19 protein-coding genes are annotated in these 17,036 nt (G+C 71.2%); 5 read left to right on the top strand and 14 right to left on the bottom strand.

Annotation, left to right across the window (positions count from 1 at the left end; translation table 11 throughout):
• Nucleotides 1-136: 136 nt before the first annotated feature.
• The gene (locus AB0I73_RS13040) at nucleotides 137-340 is read right to left on the bottom strand and encodes a hypothetical protein (protein WP_363036666.1); all 204 of its coding nucleotides are present in this window, start codon (nucleotides 338-340) and stop codon (nucleotides 137-139) included.
• Between the two features lie 379 nt (nucleotides 341-719).
• Nucleotides 720-1,001, bottom strand: a complete 282-nt coding sequence (locus tag AB0I73_RS13035) for an acylphosphatase (protein ID WP_363036664.1) — start codon at nucleotides 999-1,001, stop codon at nucleotides 720-722.
• A 161-nt stretch (nucleotides 1,002-1,162) separates the two neighbouring features.
• Here AB0I73_RS13035 and AB0I73_RS13030 point away from each other — a divergent pair, with 161 nt between their 5' ends.
• Together AB0I73_RS13030 and AB0I73_RS13025 are read left to right on the top strand one after the other, a co-directional pair.
• Nucleotides 1,163-2,485 (top strand): CAP domain-containing protein, encoded by a 1,323-nt coding sequence (locus AB0I73_RS13030; RefSeq protein ID WP_363036662.1) that lies wholly within the window; start codon nucleotides 1,163-1,165, stop codon nucleotides 2,483-2,485.
• Between the two features lie 132 nt (nucleotides 2,486-2,617).
• A complete protein-coding gene (locus AB0I73_RS13025) occupies nucleotides 2,618-3,016 on the top strand; it encodes a helix-turn-helix domain-containing protein (RefSeq protein ID WP_363036660.1) in 399 nt (132 codons plus the stop codon).
• Here AB0I73_RS13025 and mutM read toward each other — a convergent pair.
• From mutM to AB0I73_RS12980, 9 genes are all read right to left on the bottom strand, one after another.
• Nucleotides 2,992-3,849, bottom strand: a complete 858-nt coding sequence (mutM, locus tag AB0I73_RS13020) for a bifunctional DNA-formamidopyrimidine glycosylase/DNA-(apurinic or apyrimidinic site) lyase (protein WP_363036658.1) — start codon at nucleotides 3,847-3,849, stop codon at nucleotides 2,992-2,994. The two genes, AB0I73_RS13025 and mutM, sit on opposite strands and share 25 nt — an antisense overlap.
• A 90-nt stretch (nucleotides 3,850-3,939) precedes the next feature.
• The gene (rnc, locus tag AB0I73_RS13015; RefSeq protein ID WP_109381793.1) at nucleotides 3,940-4,758 is read right to left on the bottom strand and encodes a ribonuclease III; all 819 of its coding nucleotides are present in this window, start codon (nucleotides 4,756-4,758) and stop codon (nucleotides 3,940-3,942) included.
• Nucleotides 4,759-4,807: 49 nt separating this feature from the next.
• Nucleotides 4,808-4,981 (bottom strand): 50S ribosomal protein L32, encoded by a 174-nt coding sequence (rpmF, locus tag AB0I73_RS13010; RefSeq protein ID WP_003951102.1) that lies wholly within the window; start codon nucleotides 4,979-4,981, stop codon nucleotides 4,808-4,810.
• Between the two features lie 2 nt (nucleotides 4,982-4,983).
• On the bottom strand, nucleotides 4,984-5,637 hold the full coding sequence (locus AB0I73_RS13005; protein WP_109381740.1) for a YceD family protein: 654 nt from the start codon (nucleotides 5,635-5,637) through the stop codon (nucleotides 4,984-4,986).
• Nucleotides 5,638-5,787: 150 nt separating this feature from the next.
• Nucleotides 5,788-6,921, bottom strand: coding sequence for an ATP synthase F0 subunit B (locus AB0I73_RS13000; RefSeq protein ID WP_363036656.1), 1,134 nt, complete (start codon nucleotides 6,919-6,921; stop codon nucleotides 5,788-5,790).
• A 130-nt stretch (nucleotides 6,922-7,051) separates the two neighbouring features.
• Nucleotides 7,052-7,531, bottom strand: coding sequence for a pantetheine-phosphate adenylyltransferase (gene coaD, locus AB0I73_RS12995; RefSeq protein WP_202276186.1), 480 nt, complete (start codon nucleotides 7,529-7,531; stop codon nucleotides 7,052-7,054).
• Nucleotides 7,532-7,557: 26 nt separating this feature from the next.
• On the bottom strand, nucleotides 7,558-8,148 hold the full coding sequence (gene rsmD, locus AB0I73_RS12990; RefSeq protein WP_363036654.1) for a 16S rRNA (guanine(966)-N(2))-methyltransferase RsmD: 591 nt from the start codon (nucleotides 8,146-8,148) through the stop codon (nucleotides 7,558-7,560).
• Nucleotides 8,149-8,267: 119 nt separating this feature from the next.
• A complete protein-coding gene (recG, locus tag AB0I73_RS12985; RefSeq protein WP_363036652.1) occupies nucleotides 8,268-10,496 on the bottom strand; it encodes an ATP-dependent DNA helicase RecG in 2,229 nt (742 codons plus the stop codon).
• A 173-nt stretch (nucleotides 10,497-10,669) separates the two neighbouring features.
• A complete protein-coding gene (locus AB0I73_RS12980; RefSeq protein WP_363036650.1) occupies nucleotides 10,670-12,382 on the bottom strand; it encodes a DAK2 domain-containing protein in 1,713 nt (570 codons plus the stop codon).
• Nucleotides 12,383-12,650: 268 nt separating this feature from the next.
• Here AB0I73_RS12980 and rpmB point away from each other — a divergent pair, with 268 nt between their 5' ends.
• The gene (gene rpmB / locus AB0I73_RS12975) at nucleotides 12,651-12,836 is read left to right on the top strand and encodes a 50S ribosomal protein L28 (RefSeq protein WP_004924906.1); all 186 of its coding nucleotides are present in this window, start codon (nucleotides 12,651-12,653) and stop codon (nucleotides 12,834-12,836) included.
• A gap of 125 nt (nucleotides 12,837-12,961) precedes the next feature.
• Here rpmB and thiD read toward each other — a convergent pair whose 3' ends face one another.
• Nucleotides 12,962-13,783, bottom strand: coding sequence for a bifunctional hydroxymethylpyrimidine kinase/phosphomethylpyrimidine kinase (thiD, locus tag AB0I73_RS12970; protein WP_363036648.1), 822 nt, complete (start codon nucleotides 13,781-13,783; stop codon nucleotides 12,962-12,964).
• Nucleotides 13,780-14,745 carry a thiamine-phosphate kinase gene (locus AB0I73_RS12965; protein WP_363036646.1) on the bottom strand — a complete coding sequence of 322 codons (966 nt, stop codon included), beginning with the start codon at nucleotides 14,743-14,745 and terminating at the stop codon, nucleotides 13,780-13,782. Before AB0I73_RS12965 ends, thiD begins: the two co-directional genes overlap by 4 nt.
• Nucleotides 14,746-14,963: 218 nt before the next feature.
• Here AB0I73_RS12965 and AB0I73_RS12960 point away from each other — a divergent pair, with 218 nt between their 5' ends.
• Nucleotides 14,964-15,197 carry an Lrp/AsnC ligand binding domain-containing protein gene (locus AB0I73_RS12960; RefSeq protein ID WP_055572420.1) on the top strand — a complete coding sequence of 78 codons (234 nt, stop codon included), beginning with the start codon at nucleotides 14,964-14,966 and terminating at the stop codon, nucleotides 15,195-15,197.
• Nucleotides 15,198-15,217: 20 nt separating this feature from the next.
• Nucleotides 15,218-15,724, top strand: a complete 507-nt coding sequence (locus AB0I73_RS12955) for a DUF3515 domain-containing protein (protein WP_363036644.1) — start codon at nucleotides 15,218-15,220, stop codon at nucleotides 15,722-15,724.
• A 34-nt stretch (nucleotides 15,725-15,758) separates the two neighbouring features.
• Here AB0I73_RS12955 and AB0I73_RS12950 read toward each other — a convergent pair whose 3' ends face one another.
• Nucleotides 15,759-16,916 carry a D-alanine--D-alanine ligase family protein gene (locus AB0I73_RS12950; protein WP_363036643.1) on the bottom strand — a complete coding sequence of 386 codons (1,158 nt, stop codon included), beginning with the start codon at nucleotides 16,914-16,916 and terminating at the stop codon, nucleotides 15,759-15,761.
• Nucleotides 16,917-17,036: the final 120 nt, after the last annotated feature.

The following is a 17,036-nucleotide window of genomic DNA, read 5'->3' as shown; positions in this document are numbered from 1 at the left end:
GGACGGCGCAGGGGGCGCCTGGGGGGTACGGAGGCAGGAAAGAAGGGACGCCGGGGCGTCCCTTGCACTTCTGACAACGTGGCGGTGGTGACGGGTGAGCCGACCGCTGCCTTGCCGGGGTGGGGCGGTGCAGCGATCAGGTCAGCGCAGGCTCCGCCTGGTGTGCGTCAACGCTCTCCATGATCCTGTCGCGAGAAGCGGCAGCTGCGAGCTCGTCGTTCTCCGCCTGGATCCGTACGAGTTCGGATTCCAGGTCCTGGACGCGCCGCTGGAGCCGTCGCATCTCGGCGAGGAGTCGAGGGTCGGAGCCGCCGACGTAACCGAGAAGCGCCTTTGCCATGATGGATGGTCCTCCACAATGCGTGACCGACCTGTGCGGTGTGGGTCGTGAGGGATGAGCACCCGCGGTGCTTGGCAGACCTGGAGTTGTGCTGCCGTTCAGCCATGCCAAACAGCTAAGGTGCGCGGGGCTTTCAGCGTCTCACCAAAAAGTTTGACGGTCAACACGATCACGCCCCGTATCGGCGGATGGCCGAGCGTGCACGGCTGTCGGGCGGTGGCGGCGCCGCTCGTGCCGGCCCCCGGGGCGCGGTGGATCGGATGTGCGGGCGAGCTTCCCACGACAGGGGCGTTCTTGGCAATCACCAGGAACTTTCCGCGCTTTCGGGCCGACCGGGACCCCCTCTCCGAACCTCGGGGGCTCCGGGAGGATGGCGGGATCAGCGGATGGCGAAGCCCTCGTAGCCGCCGCGAGGTGTGTCCCATATCTCGGTGACTCCGTCCACATGTCCGGGCGTGTCGCCGTCCTGGAGCCAGTCGAGCAGGTGCTCGCAGCGCTCCCGGGAGCCCTCCGCGACCACTTGGACCCGTCCGTCACCCAAATTGAGAGCAAAGCCACTCAGGCCGCCGATCTCCAGCGCCTTGGCCCGCGTGAACCAGCGGAAACCCACACCTTGGACCCGTCCTCGCACCCAGGCGACCAGCCGCACATCCTCGCTCATGACTGCAACCTAACCGGACAATGTCACTCGGGGCACTCCCTCCCCTTGTGCCATGCGGTACCGTCCCGATCGAACGAATCTCATATGAAACTCACACGATCGTGTGAGTTTCATGTTGATCGCGAGGACGGGTCGACCGCAAGGACCAGGAAGGCCAGGGCATGGGACGCCACCGACGCTCCGCCGCCGGCCGCGCCGCCACGGGCCGCGCCGCTACGGAGGTCACTCAGCACGACGGCCGGTACGACGGGAGCCACGACCCGCTGAGCGCACACGCGGCGGACGCCCCGACGATGGGCATCGCCCCCTACCTGAATCCGGAGGCGTACGCCGAGACGTCCGCGAGGAGCGAGGCCTACCTCTTCGCGACGGAGGACGGCCCCGGCGACGGTCACGCCGCCGGCGGCTTCGCGCAGAACGGCTTCGCGTACGGCGACCGCTCCGGAACCTCCTTCCAGGCAGACCACGGGAACGACCACCCGGGCGGCTTCCCGGTCAGGCCCGACCGTTCCGCGGCCGCCGCCGAGACGGCTGTCTTCGCGAGCGACGGCCTCCCGCCCGGGGACGCCCCGCGGGGCGGTTTCCCCGACGACGGTTTCACGCCCGGCGACGGCGACCGGCACTCGGGCGGCTCGGGCGGGCGGCGCCGGAAGAAGAAGGCCGCGACGCCGGTGCGCACCGGACTGCTCGGGGTCTCCGCCGCGGTGGCCCTCGGCACGGTCGCGGTGGCCACGGGCGCGGTGCCGGGCCTCGAGAACTACAAGCTCGGCGGCGACAGCTCCCCCGGCGAGACGGTGGAAGCCGCGGGCACCCCGACCAACACACCCGGCGAGCAGGGCGGCACCTCGGGCAGTCTCGAGAGTCCGAGCCGGGAGGCCGGCACCCCCGCCAGCCGTGACTCCGAGCGCTCCGCCTCGCCGAAGCCCTCGCCGTCGGCCCCCTCGGCCGAGCAGTCGAGGACGCCGGAGACGAAGGCACCGGAGAAGGCTCCGGAGCAGCAGAAGCCGGCGGTGACGCCGAGCGAGAAGCCCGAGACGACGCCGCCTCGCAAGGCCACTCCGGAGCCGGAGAAGCAGGCGCCGAGCAGCCCGGTGACCGTCTCCGAGGAGGCCGCCGCCGGAGCCCAGGTGCTCCAGCTGGTCAACCAGGAGCGGGCCAAGGTGGGCTGCAGCCCGGTCGCCGCGAACAGCGCGCTGACGGGCCTGGCCACGGCGTTCAGCCAGGACATGGCCGAGCGCGGCTTCTTCGACCACACCGACCCCGACGGCGACACCCCGTGGGACAGGGCGAAGGCGGCCGGGATAGCCGACCTCGGCGGGGAGAACATAGCCCGCGGCCAGGCGACCGCCGCGGCCGTGATGGAAGCCTGGATGGACAGCCCCGGCCACAAGGCGAACATACTGAACTGCGACTTCAAGACGCTGGGCGTGGGCGTGCACTTCGGGTCGGGCGGCCCGTGGTGGACCCAGAACTTCGGCTACTAGCCGGACATCAGCGGTACGCGTGGTGCGCGGACGGCGGTTCGGGGCTTCCCGGGCCGCCGCCCGTGTTTCTCGGTACTGACTCCCAGTTAGTGCATTCTGCTGGTAAGCGCTGCGCTGAAGTACGCTGATCGCATGACGACCACGCGGCGGTACCCGGGGGGTCCGGGGCTCCCCTACAACGCGTTCGCCAAGGAGTGCCCCTCACGCGGCACGCTGGAACACGTGACGGGGCGCTGGGGCGCGCTGACGCTCGGGGCGCTGTCCGAGGGCTCGCTGCGCTTCAACGAGCTGCGCCGCCGCGTGGACGGTGTGAGCGAGAAGATGCTGTCCCAGACGCTGCACGCGCTGGAACGCGACGGCCTGGTGCACCGCGAGGCACAGCCGACCAACCCGCCCCGGGTGGACTACGAACTCACCCCGCTGGGCCACGAGGCCGCGCGACGCGTGCTGTCCCTCATCCACTTCCTGGAAGACAGCATGGACGACGTGCTCCTGGCGCGGGAGAGTTACGACGCGCGCGGAGCCCGCTGACACCTCGGGCAGAAGTAGCTGGACCGGTTCATCCAGGGCCGTCGGCGTATCGGCGTACCGCAGCGACGGCAGGGCAGGTCCTCCCGCCCGTAGGCATCGAGGGACCGGTCGAAGTAGCCCGACTCGCCGTTGACGTCGACGTAGAGGCTGTCGAAGCTGGTGCCGCCCACCGCGAGGGCGGCGTTCATCACGTCCCGCACATGGCCCAGGAGGAGCTGGGAGCGCGGGCGGGTGAAGGTCTCCGTCGGACGCTCGTAGTGGATGCGGGCCCGCCACAGCGCCTCGTCCGCGTAGATGTTGCCGACGCCGCTGATCAGCGACTGGTCCAGCAGGGCCCGTTTGATGGTGGTGCGCTTGCGGCGCAGTGCCCGGTGGAAGGCGTCGTCGTCGAAGAGCGGGTCGAGCGGGTCGCGGGCGATGTGCGCGATGACGTCGGGCAGGCCCTCGGGAGTGTTCTCGTGCAACGACAGCCCGCCGAAGGTGCGTTGGTCGACGAAGCGGAGTTCGGTGTCCAGCGCGTCCGTGAAGCGGACCCGGACCCGCAGATGCTTCTCGTCCACCGCCGTGTGCGGCTGGACCAGCAGCTGGCCGCTCATGCCGAGGTGGGCCAGGACGGACTGGCCCGTGCCCTCCAGGGGCAGCCACAGGTACTTGCCGCGGCGGCTGGGGACACCGACACGACGCCCCTTCAGACGGTGCGTGAAGTCCTCGGCGCCGGCGACGTGGCGGCGTACCGCACGCGGGTGCAGCACCTCGGCCTCGGCGACGGTCCGGTGGGCGACCCACCGCTCCAGTCCCCGCCGTACGACCTCGACCTCGGGCAACTCGGGCATCGTTCCCCCTTCGAGGATCGGTCCACGAGCGCGCCCCGAGCGCCCGCCCCGTCAGGGCGGGCGCTCGGGGCGCGCTCGGCGTGTGTGGTGTCAGGCGGAGGCCGACGGTGCGCCGGCGGCCGGTTCGGCACCCGCGTCGACGTCGGCGGCCGGCTCGTCCGTCTCGGCCCTGGCGGCCGCCGCGGCACGCTCGTCGGCCGCGGTCCGGATGGACCGCCAGGCGGACTCGGCGGCCTGCTGCTCCGCCTCCTTCTTGCTGCGGCCGGTGCCGGTGCCGTACGAGACGCCTCCGACGCGGGCGGCAGCAGTGAAGGTCTTCTCATGGTCGGGGCCGGTCTCCGTGACCAGGTACTCGGGCACGCCGAGCCCTTCGGTCGCGGTGAGCTCCTGGAGACTGGTCTTCCAGTCCAGGCCGGCACCGAGGTTCGAGGACTTCTCGATCAGCGGATCGAACAGGCGGTGCACCAGTTCGGAGGCCGCCTCAAGGCCCTGGTCGAGATAGACCGCGCCGATCACCGCTTCGAGGGTGTCGGCGAGGATGGACGCCTTGTCCCGGCCACCTGTGCCCTCTTCACCGCGGCCGAGCCGGATGAAGGAACCGAGATCGAGCCCGCGGCCCACCTCCGCCAGCGCACGCGAGTTGACCACCGCGGCCCGCAACTTGGCCAGCTGGCCCTCGGGCAGGTCGGGGTGGGTGCGGTACAGCGTGTCCGTGACGACGAGGCCGAGCACGGAGTCCCCGAGGAACTCCAGCCGCTCGTTCGTCGGCAGGCCGCCGTTCTCGTACGCGTAGGAGCGGTGGGTCAGCGCACGCACCAGAAGGGCGGACTCGAGCCGGTAGCCGAGCCGCCCTTCCAGAAGCGTGTGGGACGAGGCCTGGTTGTCGTCCGCCGATCCGCTCCCGCTCACGCGGGACGCCTGCTTCTTGGACGTGGACACAGTGCCTCTCACCAGCCGCTCAGACCTCGAGGACCTGGCGCTTGTTGTAGGTGCCGCAAGACGGGCACGCGATGTGCTGCTGCTTGGGCTCGTGGCAGCGCTCGCACGCAACCAGGGTGGGGACCGCAGCCTTCCACTGCGACCGGCGGTGGCGCGTGTTGCTGCGCGACATCTTCCGCTTCGGAACAGCCACGGCTACTTCTCCTGCTTCTCGGCGGCGTCCGCGGATCCTGGCCCGTCGCCGCTCATCTCGTCCTTCTCGCCATCTTCGAGTGAACCGGCGAGTCCCTGCAGTGCCGCCCAACGGATGTCGACGGCGTCGTGGTGGTGGTCCGGGTCGTCCGCGAGCCGGGCTCCGCATTCGGAGCACAGGCCGGGGCAGTCGTCCTGGCACACCGGCTGCATCGGCAGTGCGAGCACCACCGCGTCACGCAGCACGGTCTCGAGGTCGAGCATGCCGTCCTCGAGGAAGAGCCTGTCCTCGTCGTCCTCGGCGTCGTCGCCCGGCTCCGCGATCGCACGGCCCCGGTCGTCGGCGTCAGGGTACGAGAACATCTCCTGGAAATCCGCCACGAGCTCCAGCTCGAGCGGCTCCAGACACCTTACGCACTCCCCCTCGGCCGTCGCACGGGCGGTGCCCGTGACGAGCACCCCTTCCATGACCGACTCGAGCCGGAGTTCAAGCTCCACCGGGGCGCCTTCCGGCACTCCGACGACTCCCTGGATACCGAAGTCCCTGGGCGCCTCGACCGAGCGGGTCAGCCGCTGCAGCGCGCCCGGCCTCCGTCCCAGCTCGTGCGTGTCGAACACGAGGGGATTACGGTGGTCGAGGCGGGCGTTCAGAGCCATTCCTGCTTTCGATCTTCGAGCTTGGGGAACGCCGACCCGTGGGGTTCCCGGGCAGCGTGGATCGCGGATGTGCACACGACCGAGGAGCCAGGATACTGGACCTTCGGCTCTCCGCCCAATCCGGCCCCGTGGCAACCGGCGACGGGCCGGTCAGCCGTTGCCGCGGCCCTGTTCGTAGGCCCGCAGCTGTTCGGCACTGATCATGCTGGTGTCGAAGAGGCTGGTCTCGTCGAGGACGGCCGGGGTCTGTTGCTGCTGCGGGACGTAGCCCTGCTGGGCCTGGCCCGGGTCGTACGCCGGCTGCTGCGGGGTCTCGTAGCCCTGGTAGGCGGCGTACGGGTCCTGCTGGGCGGCCTGCTGCTGGTAGCCGTACGGATCCTGCCCGCCGCCGTACTGCTGCTGGTAGCCGCCGTACGGGTCGGGCTGCTGGTAGTCGTACGCCGCCTGCTGCTGGGCGTAGTCCTGCTGCTGCGGGTCCTGCTGGGGGATGTGCGGCGCCTGCTGGGGTGCCTGCGGCGCTTCCTGCGGCTGCTGCGGGGCCCGCTGGGCCGGGATGTCCGGCATGGCCGCGAGGTCGGCGAGGTAGTCGGCGTCGCTGGAGTGCTGGATCGTGGTGGAGTCCTCGGCGAGGGCACCGAGGTCGTCGCTGGCGATCCGGCCGTGCAGGGTCTGACGGCCCCGGCCCACCGCCTCCAGGGTCTTGGCGAGGACCGCCTCGAAGGCACCGAGCTTGACGTCGACGTACTCGTCGGCGCTGCGGCGCAGGGTCTCCGGGTCGTGACTGCGCTCGGGGGCGTCGTCTTCCTCGGGGTCCACATAGCCCTGCTCGTCGAGACCGGGTCCGGTGCCGAGCAGCTTCTCGCGGCCGCGGCCGACGGAGCCGAGTGTCTTGGTGAGGACGACCTCGAAGTTGGCGAGCTTGGAGTCGACGTAGTCGTCGGCCTCCGCGCGGACCTCTTCGGCCTCCCTGCGGGCCTCGGCGAGGATCCGGTCGGCCTCGGACTGGGAGCGGCGGGCGACCTCCGTGCCGGAGATCAGGGAGCCGCGCTCGGCGTGCGCGCCCTCGATGATCCGCTCGGCCTCCTGGCGGGCCTGCTCGACCATCTGCTCGCGGTCGCCGATGAGTTCCTGGGCCTGGGCGAGGGAGTCGGGCAGCGCCGCGCGCACCTCTTCGAGCATCGAGAGCAGCTCTGCGCGGTTGACCACGCACGAGGCCGACATGGGCATCGACCGGGCACCGGAGACCGCGGCGACGATCTCGTCCAGCTTCTTCTGCACGTCCACCGTGTGCTCGCCACTCTCTACAGCTGTGTTGGAGACGGACGCAACGACTGTACGGCCCCGGGCCTGGCGGGGAACACCGGCCGTCGGATTGCCGGGGCCCCGCCGCCCCGGGCGGCCGCCCCGGCGGCGCTCAGTCCCTGCGCAGCCGCTCGGAGAGAGCGGAGAGGACTTCCGGGGGCACCAGGTGCGAGACGTCGCCGCCCCAGGTGGCGACCTCTTTGACCAGGGAGGACGACAGGAAGCTGTAGGTGGGGTTGGTGGGGATGAAGAGGGTCTCCACACCCGAGAGGCCGTTGTTCATCTGGGCCATCTGCAGCTCGTAGTCGAAGTCGCTGACCGCGCGCAGGCCCTTGACGATCGCGGGGATGTCGCGCTGCTTGCAGAAGTCGACGAGGAGACCGTGGAAGGCTTCGACCCGTACGTTTCCGTACTCGGCGGTGACCCGGCCGATCAGGTCGATGCGTTCCTCGACCTCGAACAGGCCCTTCTTGGACTGGTTGATCATCACCGCGACGTAGACCTCGTCGTAGAGGCTGGAGGCGCGGCCGATGATGTCGAGATGTCCGTTGGTGATCGGGTCGAACGACCCGGGGCATACGGCGCGGCGCACTTGCGATCCCTCGCTCTCCGGTCCGGTCATCGTGCGTCTTCGCACGTAGAGGCGGCGCGACCGTACCAAAACGTTCCCTCGCCGTAGCGACGGGCCCTGATCGCGTCGAAACCGGGCGGCCACCCGAACTCTCCGCCTCTGGTGCTGCGCTCCACGGTGACGACGGCTTCCTCGGCGAGCCACCCCCCGGAACGGAGTGTGAGCAAGATCTCGCGAAGATCGTCGTCGGAGACGCTGTACGGGGGGTCGAGGAAGACGATGTCGTACGGCCCGGCCGTCGGCGGGGGCGTGCGGATGACCTGTTCCGCCTTGCCCGGTCTGACTTCGGCGCCGGGCAGTCCCAGCGCCCTGATGTTGTCCCGGACCGTGCGGACGGCCCTGGCGTCGGCCTCGACGAGGAGGGTGTGCCCCGCTCCCCGGGACAGGGCCTCCAGGCCCACGGCGCCGGAGCCGGCGTACAGGTCGAGGACGCGCTCGCCCTCCAGCGGGCCGCCGAGGAGGGCCTGCCAGGTGGAGAACAGGCCTTCGCGCGCACGGTCGGAGGTGGGTCGGGTGCCGTTGCCCGGCGGTACGCCCAGGCGGCGCCCGCCGGCCCGGCCGGCGATCACGCGGGTCATGTCCTGGTCCTCGTCCTTGTCGGTGCGCTCGGAATGTGTTCGGGATGCGTGTCGGTGCGTTCGGGATGCGTTCGCGTACGTGGCTGGGTGCCGCGGGCCCGAAGGATGGTTCCAGTCTGTCAGCCCTTCTCCAGGTACTGCTCCCGCTCGTCGTCCAGCAGGGCGGCCAGTGCCGTGCGCAGCCCCGGCAGACGCTCCAGGTCGGGGTCTGCGGCGACGACCGCGGCCGCCTCCTCACGGGCCTCGACGATGATCTCCTCGTCGTCGATGACGGCGAGCATGCGCAGGCTGGAGCGGGTGCCGGACTGGGCCTGGCCCAGGACGTCGCCCTCGCGGCGCTGTTCGAGGTCGATGCGGGAGAGCTCGAAGCCGTCGAGGGTGGCGGCGACCGCGCCCAGCCGCTGCCGGGCCGGGCTCGCCTCGGGCATCTCGGTGACCAGCAGGCACAGGCCGGGGGCCGAGCCGCGTCCGACCCGGCCGCGCAGCTGGTGGAGCTGGGAGACGCCGAAGCGGTCCGCGTCCATGATCACCATCGCGGTCGCGTTGGGGACGTTGACCCCGACCTCGATGACGGTGGTGGCGACCAGGACGTCGGTCTCGCCCGCGGCGAAGCGGCGCATGACGGCGTCCTTGTCGTCGGGCTGCATCCTGCCGTGCAGGACCTCCACGCGGAGACCCTGCAGCGGCCCCTTCGCAAGGTGGTCGGCGACGTCGAGGACGGCGAGCGGCGGACGCCTCTCGGCATCGGTCTCCCCCGCGGCCGCGGGGGGTTTCTTCTTCCCTGCCTTCGGCTCGTCCTCCTCGTCGCCGATGCGCGGGCAGACCACGTACGCCTGATGGCCGCCCTCGACCTCCTCGCGCACCCGCTCCCAGGCGCGGGCCAGGAAGTGGGGCTTGTCGGCGGCGGGGACGACATGGCTGGCGATGGGCGAGCGGCCGGCCGGGAGCTGGTCTAGGACGGAGGTCTCCAGGTCACCGAAGACGGTCATCGCGACCGTGCGCGGAATGGGGGTGGCGGTCATGACGAGCAGGTGCGGGGGCTGCTTGCCCTTGCCGCGCAGGGCGTCGCGCTGTTCCACGCCGAACCGATGCTGCTCGTCGACGACGACCAGGCCCAGGTCGTGGAACTGGACCTTGTCCTCGATCAGCGCGTGGGTGCCGATCACGACGCCGGCCTCACCGGTGGCCAGGTCGAGCAGGGCCTGGCGGCGGGCCGCCGCGCCCATGGAGCCGGTGAGCAGCACCACTTTGGTGGCGTTCTCCGCCCCGCCCAGCATTCCTCCCTCGGCCAGCTCGCCCATCATCTCGGTGACCGACCGGTGGTGCTGCTGGGCGAGCACCTCGGTGGGCGCGAGCATGGCCGCCTGTCCCCCTGCGTCGACGACGGCGAGCATGGCGCGCAGGGCGACCAGGGTCTTTCCGCTGCCCACCTCGCCCTGGAGCAGCCGGTGCATCGGGTGCTCCGTCGCCAGGTCGTCGAAGATCTCCTTCGAGACCTTCTGCTGGCCCTCGGTGAGCGTGAAGGGGAGGCGGTCGTCGAAGGCCGCGAGCAGGCCGTCCGGCCTCGGTCTGCGGGCGACGGCGGGAAGCAGGGCGTCGGCATGGCGGCGGCGGGCGAGGGCGACCTGGAGGACGAAGGCCTCGTCCCATTTGAGGCGGGCGCGGGCGTCCTCGATGTCGGCCCTGGTCTGCGGGCGGTGGATCTTCAGCAGGGCCTCGGGCAGCGGGACCATGCCGCGCCCCTCACGCAGTGCGCCGGGGAGGGGGTCCACGGCGTCCCGGGCACTGGGCAGGACGGTCTGGAGCGCCTTGCCGATCTTCCAGGACTCCAGCTTGGCGGTGGCGGGATAGATCGGGATCAGTGCGCCGGCCCAGGTCTCCACGCTCTCCTCTGAGTCACCTCGTAGCAACTCGTAAGCAGGGTGGGCGAGTTGGAGTCGACGATTGAAGACGGAGACCTTGCCGGCGAACATCGCGCGGGTGCCGGGCAGGAGTTCCTTGTGCGGTTTGTGGACGCCGTTGCCGAAGAAGACCAGTTGGAGCCGGCCGCTGCCGTCCGTGATGGTGACCTCCAGGCGTTGGCCCTTGCCGCGCGGGGCCTTGGAGGAGGCGAAGGTGTGCAGGCGGGCGTCGGCGACCTGGGCGACCACGGTGACGTGCTCGTCCATGGGGAGGTCGACGAGGTGCGTGAGCTGACCGCGCTCCTCGTACCTGCGGGGGTAGTGGTGGAGGAGGTCGCCGACCGTGTGCAGGCCGAGGTGCTCGGCCATCACCTTCGCGGTGGGAGGGCCGAGCACCGACTTCAGTGGCTGTTCCAGTGGTTCTCGCAGTGCGGGCACGAGATCCATTGCACACCAAGGCACTGACAAAGCGGGAACGCGGGAGCCGGAACGCCCCTGAACGTCTCGGGAAATCCCTGGTCAGGCCAGTCACCGGGGTTTCAGGAGGACGCGCTCCGGCACGCGCCGGTCCTACGGGCCGGTCCAGAGCGACCGCGCTCACGACGGGAGGGCCCCGGTGTTCACTCCACGCCGATGAGGAGCAGGGCGCCCTGTCTGCCGCCGTGGTAGAGCACCGTGTCGACCGCCAGGTAGCCCTCACGGACCCTGGCCTCCAGGTGGGCGGCGAGGGTGTGCGGGGTCTCGTCGCCGAGGACCAGGGTGACCATCTCCCCGCCCGCGGCGAGCATCCGGTCCAGGACGGCCGCGGCGGTGGCCGTGACGTCGTCGCCGATCACGGCCACATCACCGTCGATGAGGCCGAGGACGTCGCCGGCCTGGCAGATCCCGGCCATGGTCCAGGACTGCCGTTCGGCGACGGTGACCTCGGCGTACCGGGTCGCGCCGGCCGCCGAGGTCATCGCCACCACATCCTCGTCGAAGCGGCGCTCCGGCTCGTGCACCGCGAGCGCCGCGATGCCCTGGACCGCGGAACGGGTCGGGATGAGCGCCACCCGGAGCCCTTCGGCACGGGCCTGTTCGGCCGCCGCGGCGGCGGTGTGACGCAGCTCCTCGTCGTTGGGCAGCAGCACCACCTCACGCGCGTGCGCCCGCCGCACGGCCTCGACGAGCTCACCGCTCGCCGGCGGCTCACCGGGCCGGGCGAGCACCGTGGTCGCACCGGCCTCGGTGTACAGGCCGGCGAGCCCCTCTCCGGGCACCACGGCCACCACGGCCCGCTGGACACGTTCCTGGAGCGGACGCCCGGCACCGGAGGTGTGTGCGTCACCGGCGCCGAAGTGCGTGATCCGGATACGGTGCGGGCGTCCGGCCTCGACCCCCGCCTCCACGGCGGCGCCGGCGTCGTCGACGTGGACGTGGACGTTCCACAGTCCGTCGCCGCCGACCACGACGAGCGAGTCCCCGAGACCGTCGAGCCGCTGCCGCAGCCGCTCCACGGCCGCGTCCGAGGCCTCCAGGAGGTAGATCACCTCGAAGGCGGGCCCGGTGAGCCCCGTCGCCCCCTCACCGTCGGCGCACTGCGCGGACCCGGCGGACGCGCCGTGCGCCACGCGCGCGTGGCGCACGGAATCGGGCGCCGGGCTTCTCGGTGTCTCCCCCGTGAACGTCTCCACCAGCGCCCCGAGCACCGCCACCAGCCCCCTGCCGCCCGCGTCCACCACTCCCGCCCGCTGGAGCACGGCCAGCTGGCCCGGTGTCGCGGCGAGGGCCGCGCCGGCTCCCTCGTAGGCCGCCCGCGCGACCGCCCCGCAGTCGCCCTCCGCTCCGCCGGCCGCGTCGGCGGCGGCCGAGGCGACGGTGAGCACGGTGCCCTCGACGGGGTGGGCCACGGCCTGGCGCGCGGAGTCGGCCGCGTTGCGCAGGGCCTGCCGCAGCCCCTGCCCGTCGGCGTGGGTCTCCGTCTCGTACCCGGCCAGCACCTGTGCCATCCCCCGCAGCAACTGGGCCAGGATCGTCCCGGAGTTCCCGCGGGCACCGATCAACGCACCGTGCGCCATCGCCCGCGCCGCCTCGGCCAGCGTGGGCCCCTCGGGCCCGTCGGGGTCATGAGCCCGGTCGGTCCGCTCGGCCTCGTGCCCCGCGAACACCGCCTCGACCGCCGTGGCGGCGGACTCGACCGTCAGGTAGAGATTCGTACCGGTGTCGCCGTCCGCCACGGGGTAGACGTTGATCGCGTCGATCTCCTCACGCGCCCGGCCGAGGGCGTCGAGCGCGAGTCCGCACCAGGCACGCACCGCGAGAGCATCGAAGAATGTCTGCGGCACCTGCGCCACCTGCGCCTCCCTGAGCTGCCGGCCGTGGCTCGCAGCGTAGACCTTGGGGTGCCGGGCGGCGGAAGCGGGCCGGGACGGGCCCCTGAGCTGCCATGGTAGTTTCGTTCTACTGGTGCAGCCGTTGTATGCTGCTCCGGTTGCCCGATCCGAATCGGGCCTCTCCCTGGCAAAGCCACTCAGATTCCCAAGGGCTCCTGGAGCTCCGGCATCCTGATCCCGGCCGTGCCGGGATCAACCGTAAGTGCATCTGAAGTCTTTGGAGTGACCCGTGGCTGCCAACTGCGACGTCTGCGGCAAGGGGCCGGGCTTCGGCAACAACATCTCGCACTCGCACCGCCGTACGCCCCGTCGCTGGAACCCGAACATCCAGCGCGTGCGTACCGTGGTGGGCGGGACGCCGAAGCGCGTGAACGCTTGCACCTCGTGCATCAAGGCCGGCAAGGTCTCGCGCTGACGCTCTCACTGAGCGCGCGGCCACAGCTGGTCCACCGCACTGAGCCGGTCCACCCGAAGTGGACCGGCTTTTTGCCGTGCCCGCACGGGTCGGCTCCCGTACGTACGTCTGCCGGGCGGGCGCTCTCAGCCCGTGTCGGCTCCCGTCAGCGCCCATCCGTGATCCACCGGCCCGATTCCGCCACCCAGCGCGAATCCGGCCGCGATCGCCCCCGTGACGTACTCCTTGGCGGCCGTCACCGCCGCCGGCACCGGCCGGCCCTTCGCCAGGTGCGCGGCGATCGCCGAGGCGAGGGTGCAGCCCGTGCCGTGGGTGTGCCGGTTGTCGTACCTCGGAGCGCGCAGCCAGTGTTCCTGTGAACCGTCCGTCAGCAGGTCGACGGCCTCGCTCGTGTCCCCGGCGAGGTGACCGCCCTTGATCACGACCCACCGCGGCCCGAACTCCAGCAGCGCCTCCGCGGCCCGGCGGAAGCCCTTCTCCGACTCCACCCGCACACCGGTGAGTTGTGCCACTTCGTCCAGGTTCGGCGTGGCCACGGTCGCGACCGGCAGCAGCTTCGTCCGTACGGAGTCCAGCGCGGAGGACGCCAGCAGCGCGTCCCCGTGCTTGGAGACTCCGACCGGGTCGACGACCACCGGCGCCCGGGTCCCGGAGATCAGATCGGCCACCGCCTCGACGAGTTCGGCGGAGGCCAGCATGCCGGTCTTGACCGCCTGGACGCCGATGTCGTCGACGACGCTGCGGTACTGGGCCCGTACCGCCTCCACCGGCAGCGGCCAGGCGCCCTGCACACCCAGGGAGTTCTGCGCGGTCACCGCGGTGACCACGCTCATGCCGTGCGTGCCCAGCGCGAGCATCGTCTTCAGGTCGGCCTGGATTCCCGCGCCCCCGCCGGAGTCCGAGCCGGCCACGGTCAGCACCCTCGGTGGAGCGACCCCGGCGCTCATGACTCGATGTCCCCGAAGTGGTCCCACCCGGCCTGAACGGTCCAGGGGGCCCCGTCGACCGTCACCTGGGGCAGCGCCGAAGGGTTGAGCACCTCGCCTATCACCTTCCATCGGGCGGGCAGTTTCACGTCCGGCGGGAAGGTGGCCACGATCGCGTGGTCCTCTCCCCCGGTCAGCACCCACTGCATGGGGTCGACACCGACGGCCTGTCCGATGTCGTTCATCTGGGAGGGGATGTCGATCGCTCCGGAACGGATGTCGATGCGCACCTTGCTGGCCTCGGCGATGTGACCGAGGTCGGCGATCAGTCCGTCGCTCACGTCGCACATCGCCGTCGCGCCCAGCCCCGCGGCCGCGGGACCCGCGTGGTACGGCGGCTCGGGGCGGCGGTGCGCCTCCACGAAGGCGCGCGGCGAGCGGAAGCCGCGCGAGAGCACCGCGTGCCCGGCCGCGGACCAGCCGAGCCAGCCGGTCACCGCGACGAGGTCGCCGGGCTGTGCGCCGCTCCGGGTCACCGCCTCCTGGTTGCGCAGGTCACCGAGCGCGGTGATCGAGACCATGATCGTGTCACCGCGGACGACGTCTCCGCCGACCACTGCGGCACCCGCGACCTGGCATTCGTCGCGCAGGCCGTCCATCAGCTCCGAGGGCCAGGTCACCGGCAGTTCCGCGGGGACGACCAGGCCGAGCAGCAGCGCGGTCGGCACGGCGCCCATGGCGGCGATGTCGGCGAGGTTCTGGGCGGCGGCCTTGCGGCCGACGTCGTAGGCCGTGGACCAGTCGCGGCGGAAGTGACGGCCCTCCAACAGGATGTCGGTGCTGGCCACGACCCTGCGGTCGGGTGCGGCGACCACCGCGGCGTCGTCGCCGGGGCCGACCCGGACCGCCGGCGTGGTGGTGAGGCGGGAGGTGAGCTCCCTGATGAGCCCGAACTCCCCGAGCTCACCAACAGTGCCCTTCATTTCCCCAGCTCCCCTTCTTTCCCTGTCCGTTCCCGGTCCCGTTCCCGGTCGCGAGTCGTCTGTGTCCTCGCTACGGTCGAAGTGACCGTCACCTTCTGTCCAGTCCGGACCCCGGCGCGCGGAGTCCGGGCCCCGCAGGTCTCCCCGCGAAGAGCGGCGACGCGATACCGTGGCGTTCCTTTTCCCCACATGATCCTCGTGTCCGCTCTGGAGGTTTCGTGGTACAGGCGTACATCCTGATCCAGACGGAGGTCGGCAAGGCGTCGACCGTCGCCGATCTGATCGGCGAGATCCCCGGAGTCGTCCAGGCCGAGGACGTGACCGGACCCTATGACGTCATCGTGCGCGCCCAAGCCGACACCGTCGACGACCTGGGGCGCATGGTGGTCGCGAAAGTCCAGCAGGTGGACGGCATCACCCGTACCCTGACCTGCCCGGTCGTCCATCTGTAGCCCCCGTCTACCCTGTGCCGGTGAGCTCCTTCCGTCACCGTCACGCAGTCCTGCCCGCACTCGCCGCCGTCGTGCTGATCACCACCGCGGGCTGCTCCTCGGCAGACGACAGCACGTCGACGGCGGTTCCCAGCCCGGACGCGAAGGTCACCGAGCTGTGCCGGAACCTGGACAAGGCCCTGCCGGCGACGGTGGACGGTGAGAATCGCGACGATCCCGAACCCGCGTCCGAACTGACCGCGGGCTGGGGCGGCGTGGCGATCATACTGCGGTGCGGTGTCGGGCAGCCGCCGAAGATGATCGACCCCAAGGTGGCGAACGGCAACGACCCGGACGCGATGGCGGGGGGCGTGAACGGCGTCGACTGGCTGATGGAACAGCAGGACGACGAGACGTACCGCTTCACGACCGCCAACCGTGAAGCCTATGTCGAGGTGCGGGTGACCGACAGGCGGGACAGCACGGGCGTACTGATCGATCTCGCCCCGGCCGTCAAGGAGGCGATCCCCGAGGGGATCGCCTCCTAGAACCTGTCCCGCCGCCCGGGTACCGGCTGTGGGCTCAGCGCAGTCCGGTCGGGCGGCGGAGCGCCGCCTGCACCAGTCGGTCCACCAGCTCCGGGTATTCGACGCCGGTGGCCTGCCACATCTTCGGGTACATCGAGATGGGCGTGAAGCCGGGCATCGTGTTGATCTCGTTGATCACGAACTCGCCGTCCTCGGTGAGGAAGAAGTCCGCGCGCACCAGCCCCTCGCAGCCGGCCGCCTCGAACGCCTCCACCGCCAGCCCGCGTACCTCGGCCGTCTCCTCGCCGGTCAGCGGTGCGGGCACCAGTCCGGGCGTGGAGTCGATGTACTTGGCGTCGAAGTCGTAGTAGGCGTGCGCGTCCGGCGGCGGGATCTCGGCGGGGACCGAGGCGCGCGGGCCGTCCTCGAACTCCAGCACACCGCACTCGATCTCACGGCCGCGCAGGGCCGCCTCCACCAGGATCTTCGGGTCGTGCCGCTGGGCCTCGGCGATCGCCTCGTCCAGGCCGGAGAGGTCGTCGACCTTGGTGATGCCGATCGAGGAGCCCGCCCGTGCGGGCTTCACGAACAGCGGCCAGCCGTGCTCGCCGGCGAAATCGATGATCTTCTTGCGGGCGGCGGACTCGTCGCGCTCCCATTCGCGCGGCCGGATCACCACGTACGGGCCGACCCTCAGCCCGAAGGAGGTGAACACCCGCTTCATGTACTCCTTGTCCTGGCCGACGGCCGAGGCGAGCACCCCGGAGCCCACGTAGGGGACGCCGGAGAGCTCCAGGAGTCCCTGCAGGGTGCCGTCCTCCCCGTAGGGGCCGTGCAGCACCGGGAAGACGACGTCGACCTCGCCGAGCGCCTTGGGCACCGAACCGGGCTCGTTGTAGACGACTTCACGGTTGCCGGGATCGAGGGGGAGCACCACCGCGCCCTCGGTCGAGTCGGCGAGCTGGTCCACGCTGGGCTGCCGCCGGTCGACGATGGCCATGCGGTCCGGCTCGTCGGCGGTGAGCGCCCACCGGCCGTCCTGGGTGATGCCGATCGGCAGGACCTCGTACTTGGTCCGGTCGATGGCCTTGAGGACGGCGCCGGCGGTGACCACGGAGATCCCGTGCTCGGAGCTGCGCCCGCCGAACACAACGGCCACACGCGGCTTGCGAGGCGGCTGCTCGGGGCTCTGGGGAAGGTTCTCGGTGCTCATATGGCGATGAGAGTACCCGGTGGTACAGCCACGATGAAGCGCCCGCGACGTGGCAAACGGAGGGTCGCCCGCGCCGCCGTCGTACGGACGCCGCCCGTGGTCGCTCGGCGCCGCTCGGCG

The organism is Streptomyces sp. NPDC050388, from assembly GCF_040655635.1.
Lineage (GTDB): Bacteria > Actinomycetota > Actinomycetes > Streptomycetales > Streptomycetaceae > Streptomyces.
This window is presented reverse-complemented; position numbering and strand designations above follow the sequence as displayed.

Bases quoted from the DNA above. Each gene is read 5' to 3' on its own strand.
- rsmD (WP_363036654.1), bottom strand. From the start codon at position 8,148: ATGACCCGCGTGATCGCCGGCCGGGCCGGCGGGCGCCGCCTGGGCGTA.
- AB0I73_RS13030 (WP_363036662.1), top strand. From the start codon at position 1,163: ATGGGACGCCACCGACGCTCCGCCGCCGGCCGCGCCGCCACGGGCCGC.
- AB0I73_RS13005 (WP_109381740.1), bottom strand. From the start codon at position 5,637: ATGGCTCTGAACGCCCGCCTCGACCACCGTAATCCCCTCGTGTTCGAC.
- AB0I73_RS13040 (WP_363036666.1), bottom strand. From the start codon at position 340: ATGGCAAAGGCGCTTCTCGGTTACGTCGGCGGCTCCGACCCTCGACTC.
- AB0I73_RS13025 (WP_363036660.1), top strand. From the start codon at position 2,618: ATGACGACCACGCGGCGGTACCCGGGGGGTCCGGGGCTCCCCTACAAC.
- thiD (WP_363036648.1), bottom strand. From the start codon at position 13,783: ATGAGCGCCGGGGTCGCTCCACCGAGGGTGCTGACCGTGGCCGGCTCG.
- AB0I73_RS13035 (WP_363036664.1), bottom strand. From the start codon at position 1,001: ATGAGCGAGGATGTGCGGCTGGTCGCCTGGGTGCGAGGACGGGTCCAA.
- mutM (WP_363036658.1), bottom strand. From the start codon at position 3,849: ATGCCCGAGTTGCCCGAGGTCGAGGTCGTACGGCGGGGACTGGAGCGG.
- AB0I73_RS12950 (WP_363036643.1), bottom strand. From the start codon at position 16,916: ATGAGCACCGAGAACCTTCCCCAGAGCCCCGAGCAGCCGCCTCGCAAG.
- recG (WP_363036652.1), bottom strand. From the start codon at position 10,496: ATGGATCTCGTGCCCGCACTGCGAGAACCACTGGAACAGCCACTGAAG.
- AB0I73_RS12965 (WP_363036646.1), bottom strand. From the start codon at position 14,745: ATGAAGGGCACTGTTGGTGAGCTCGGGGAGTTCGGGCTCATCAGGGAG.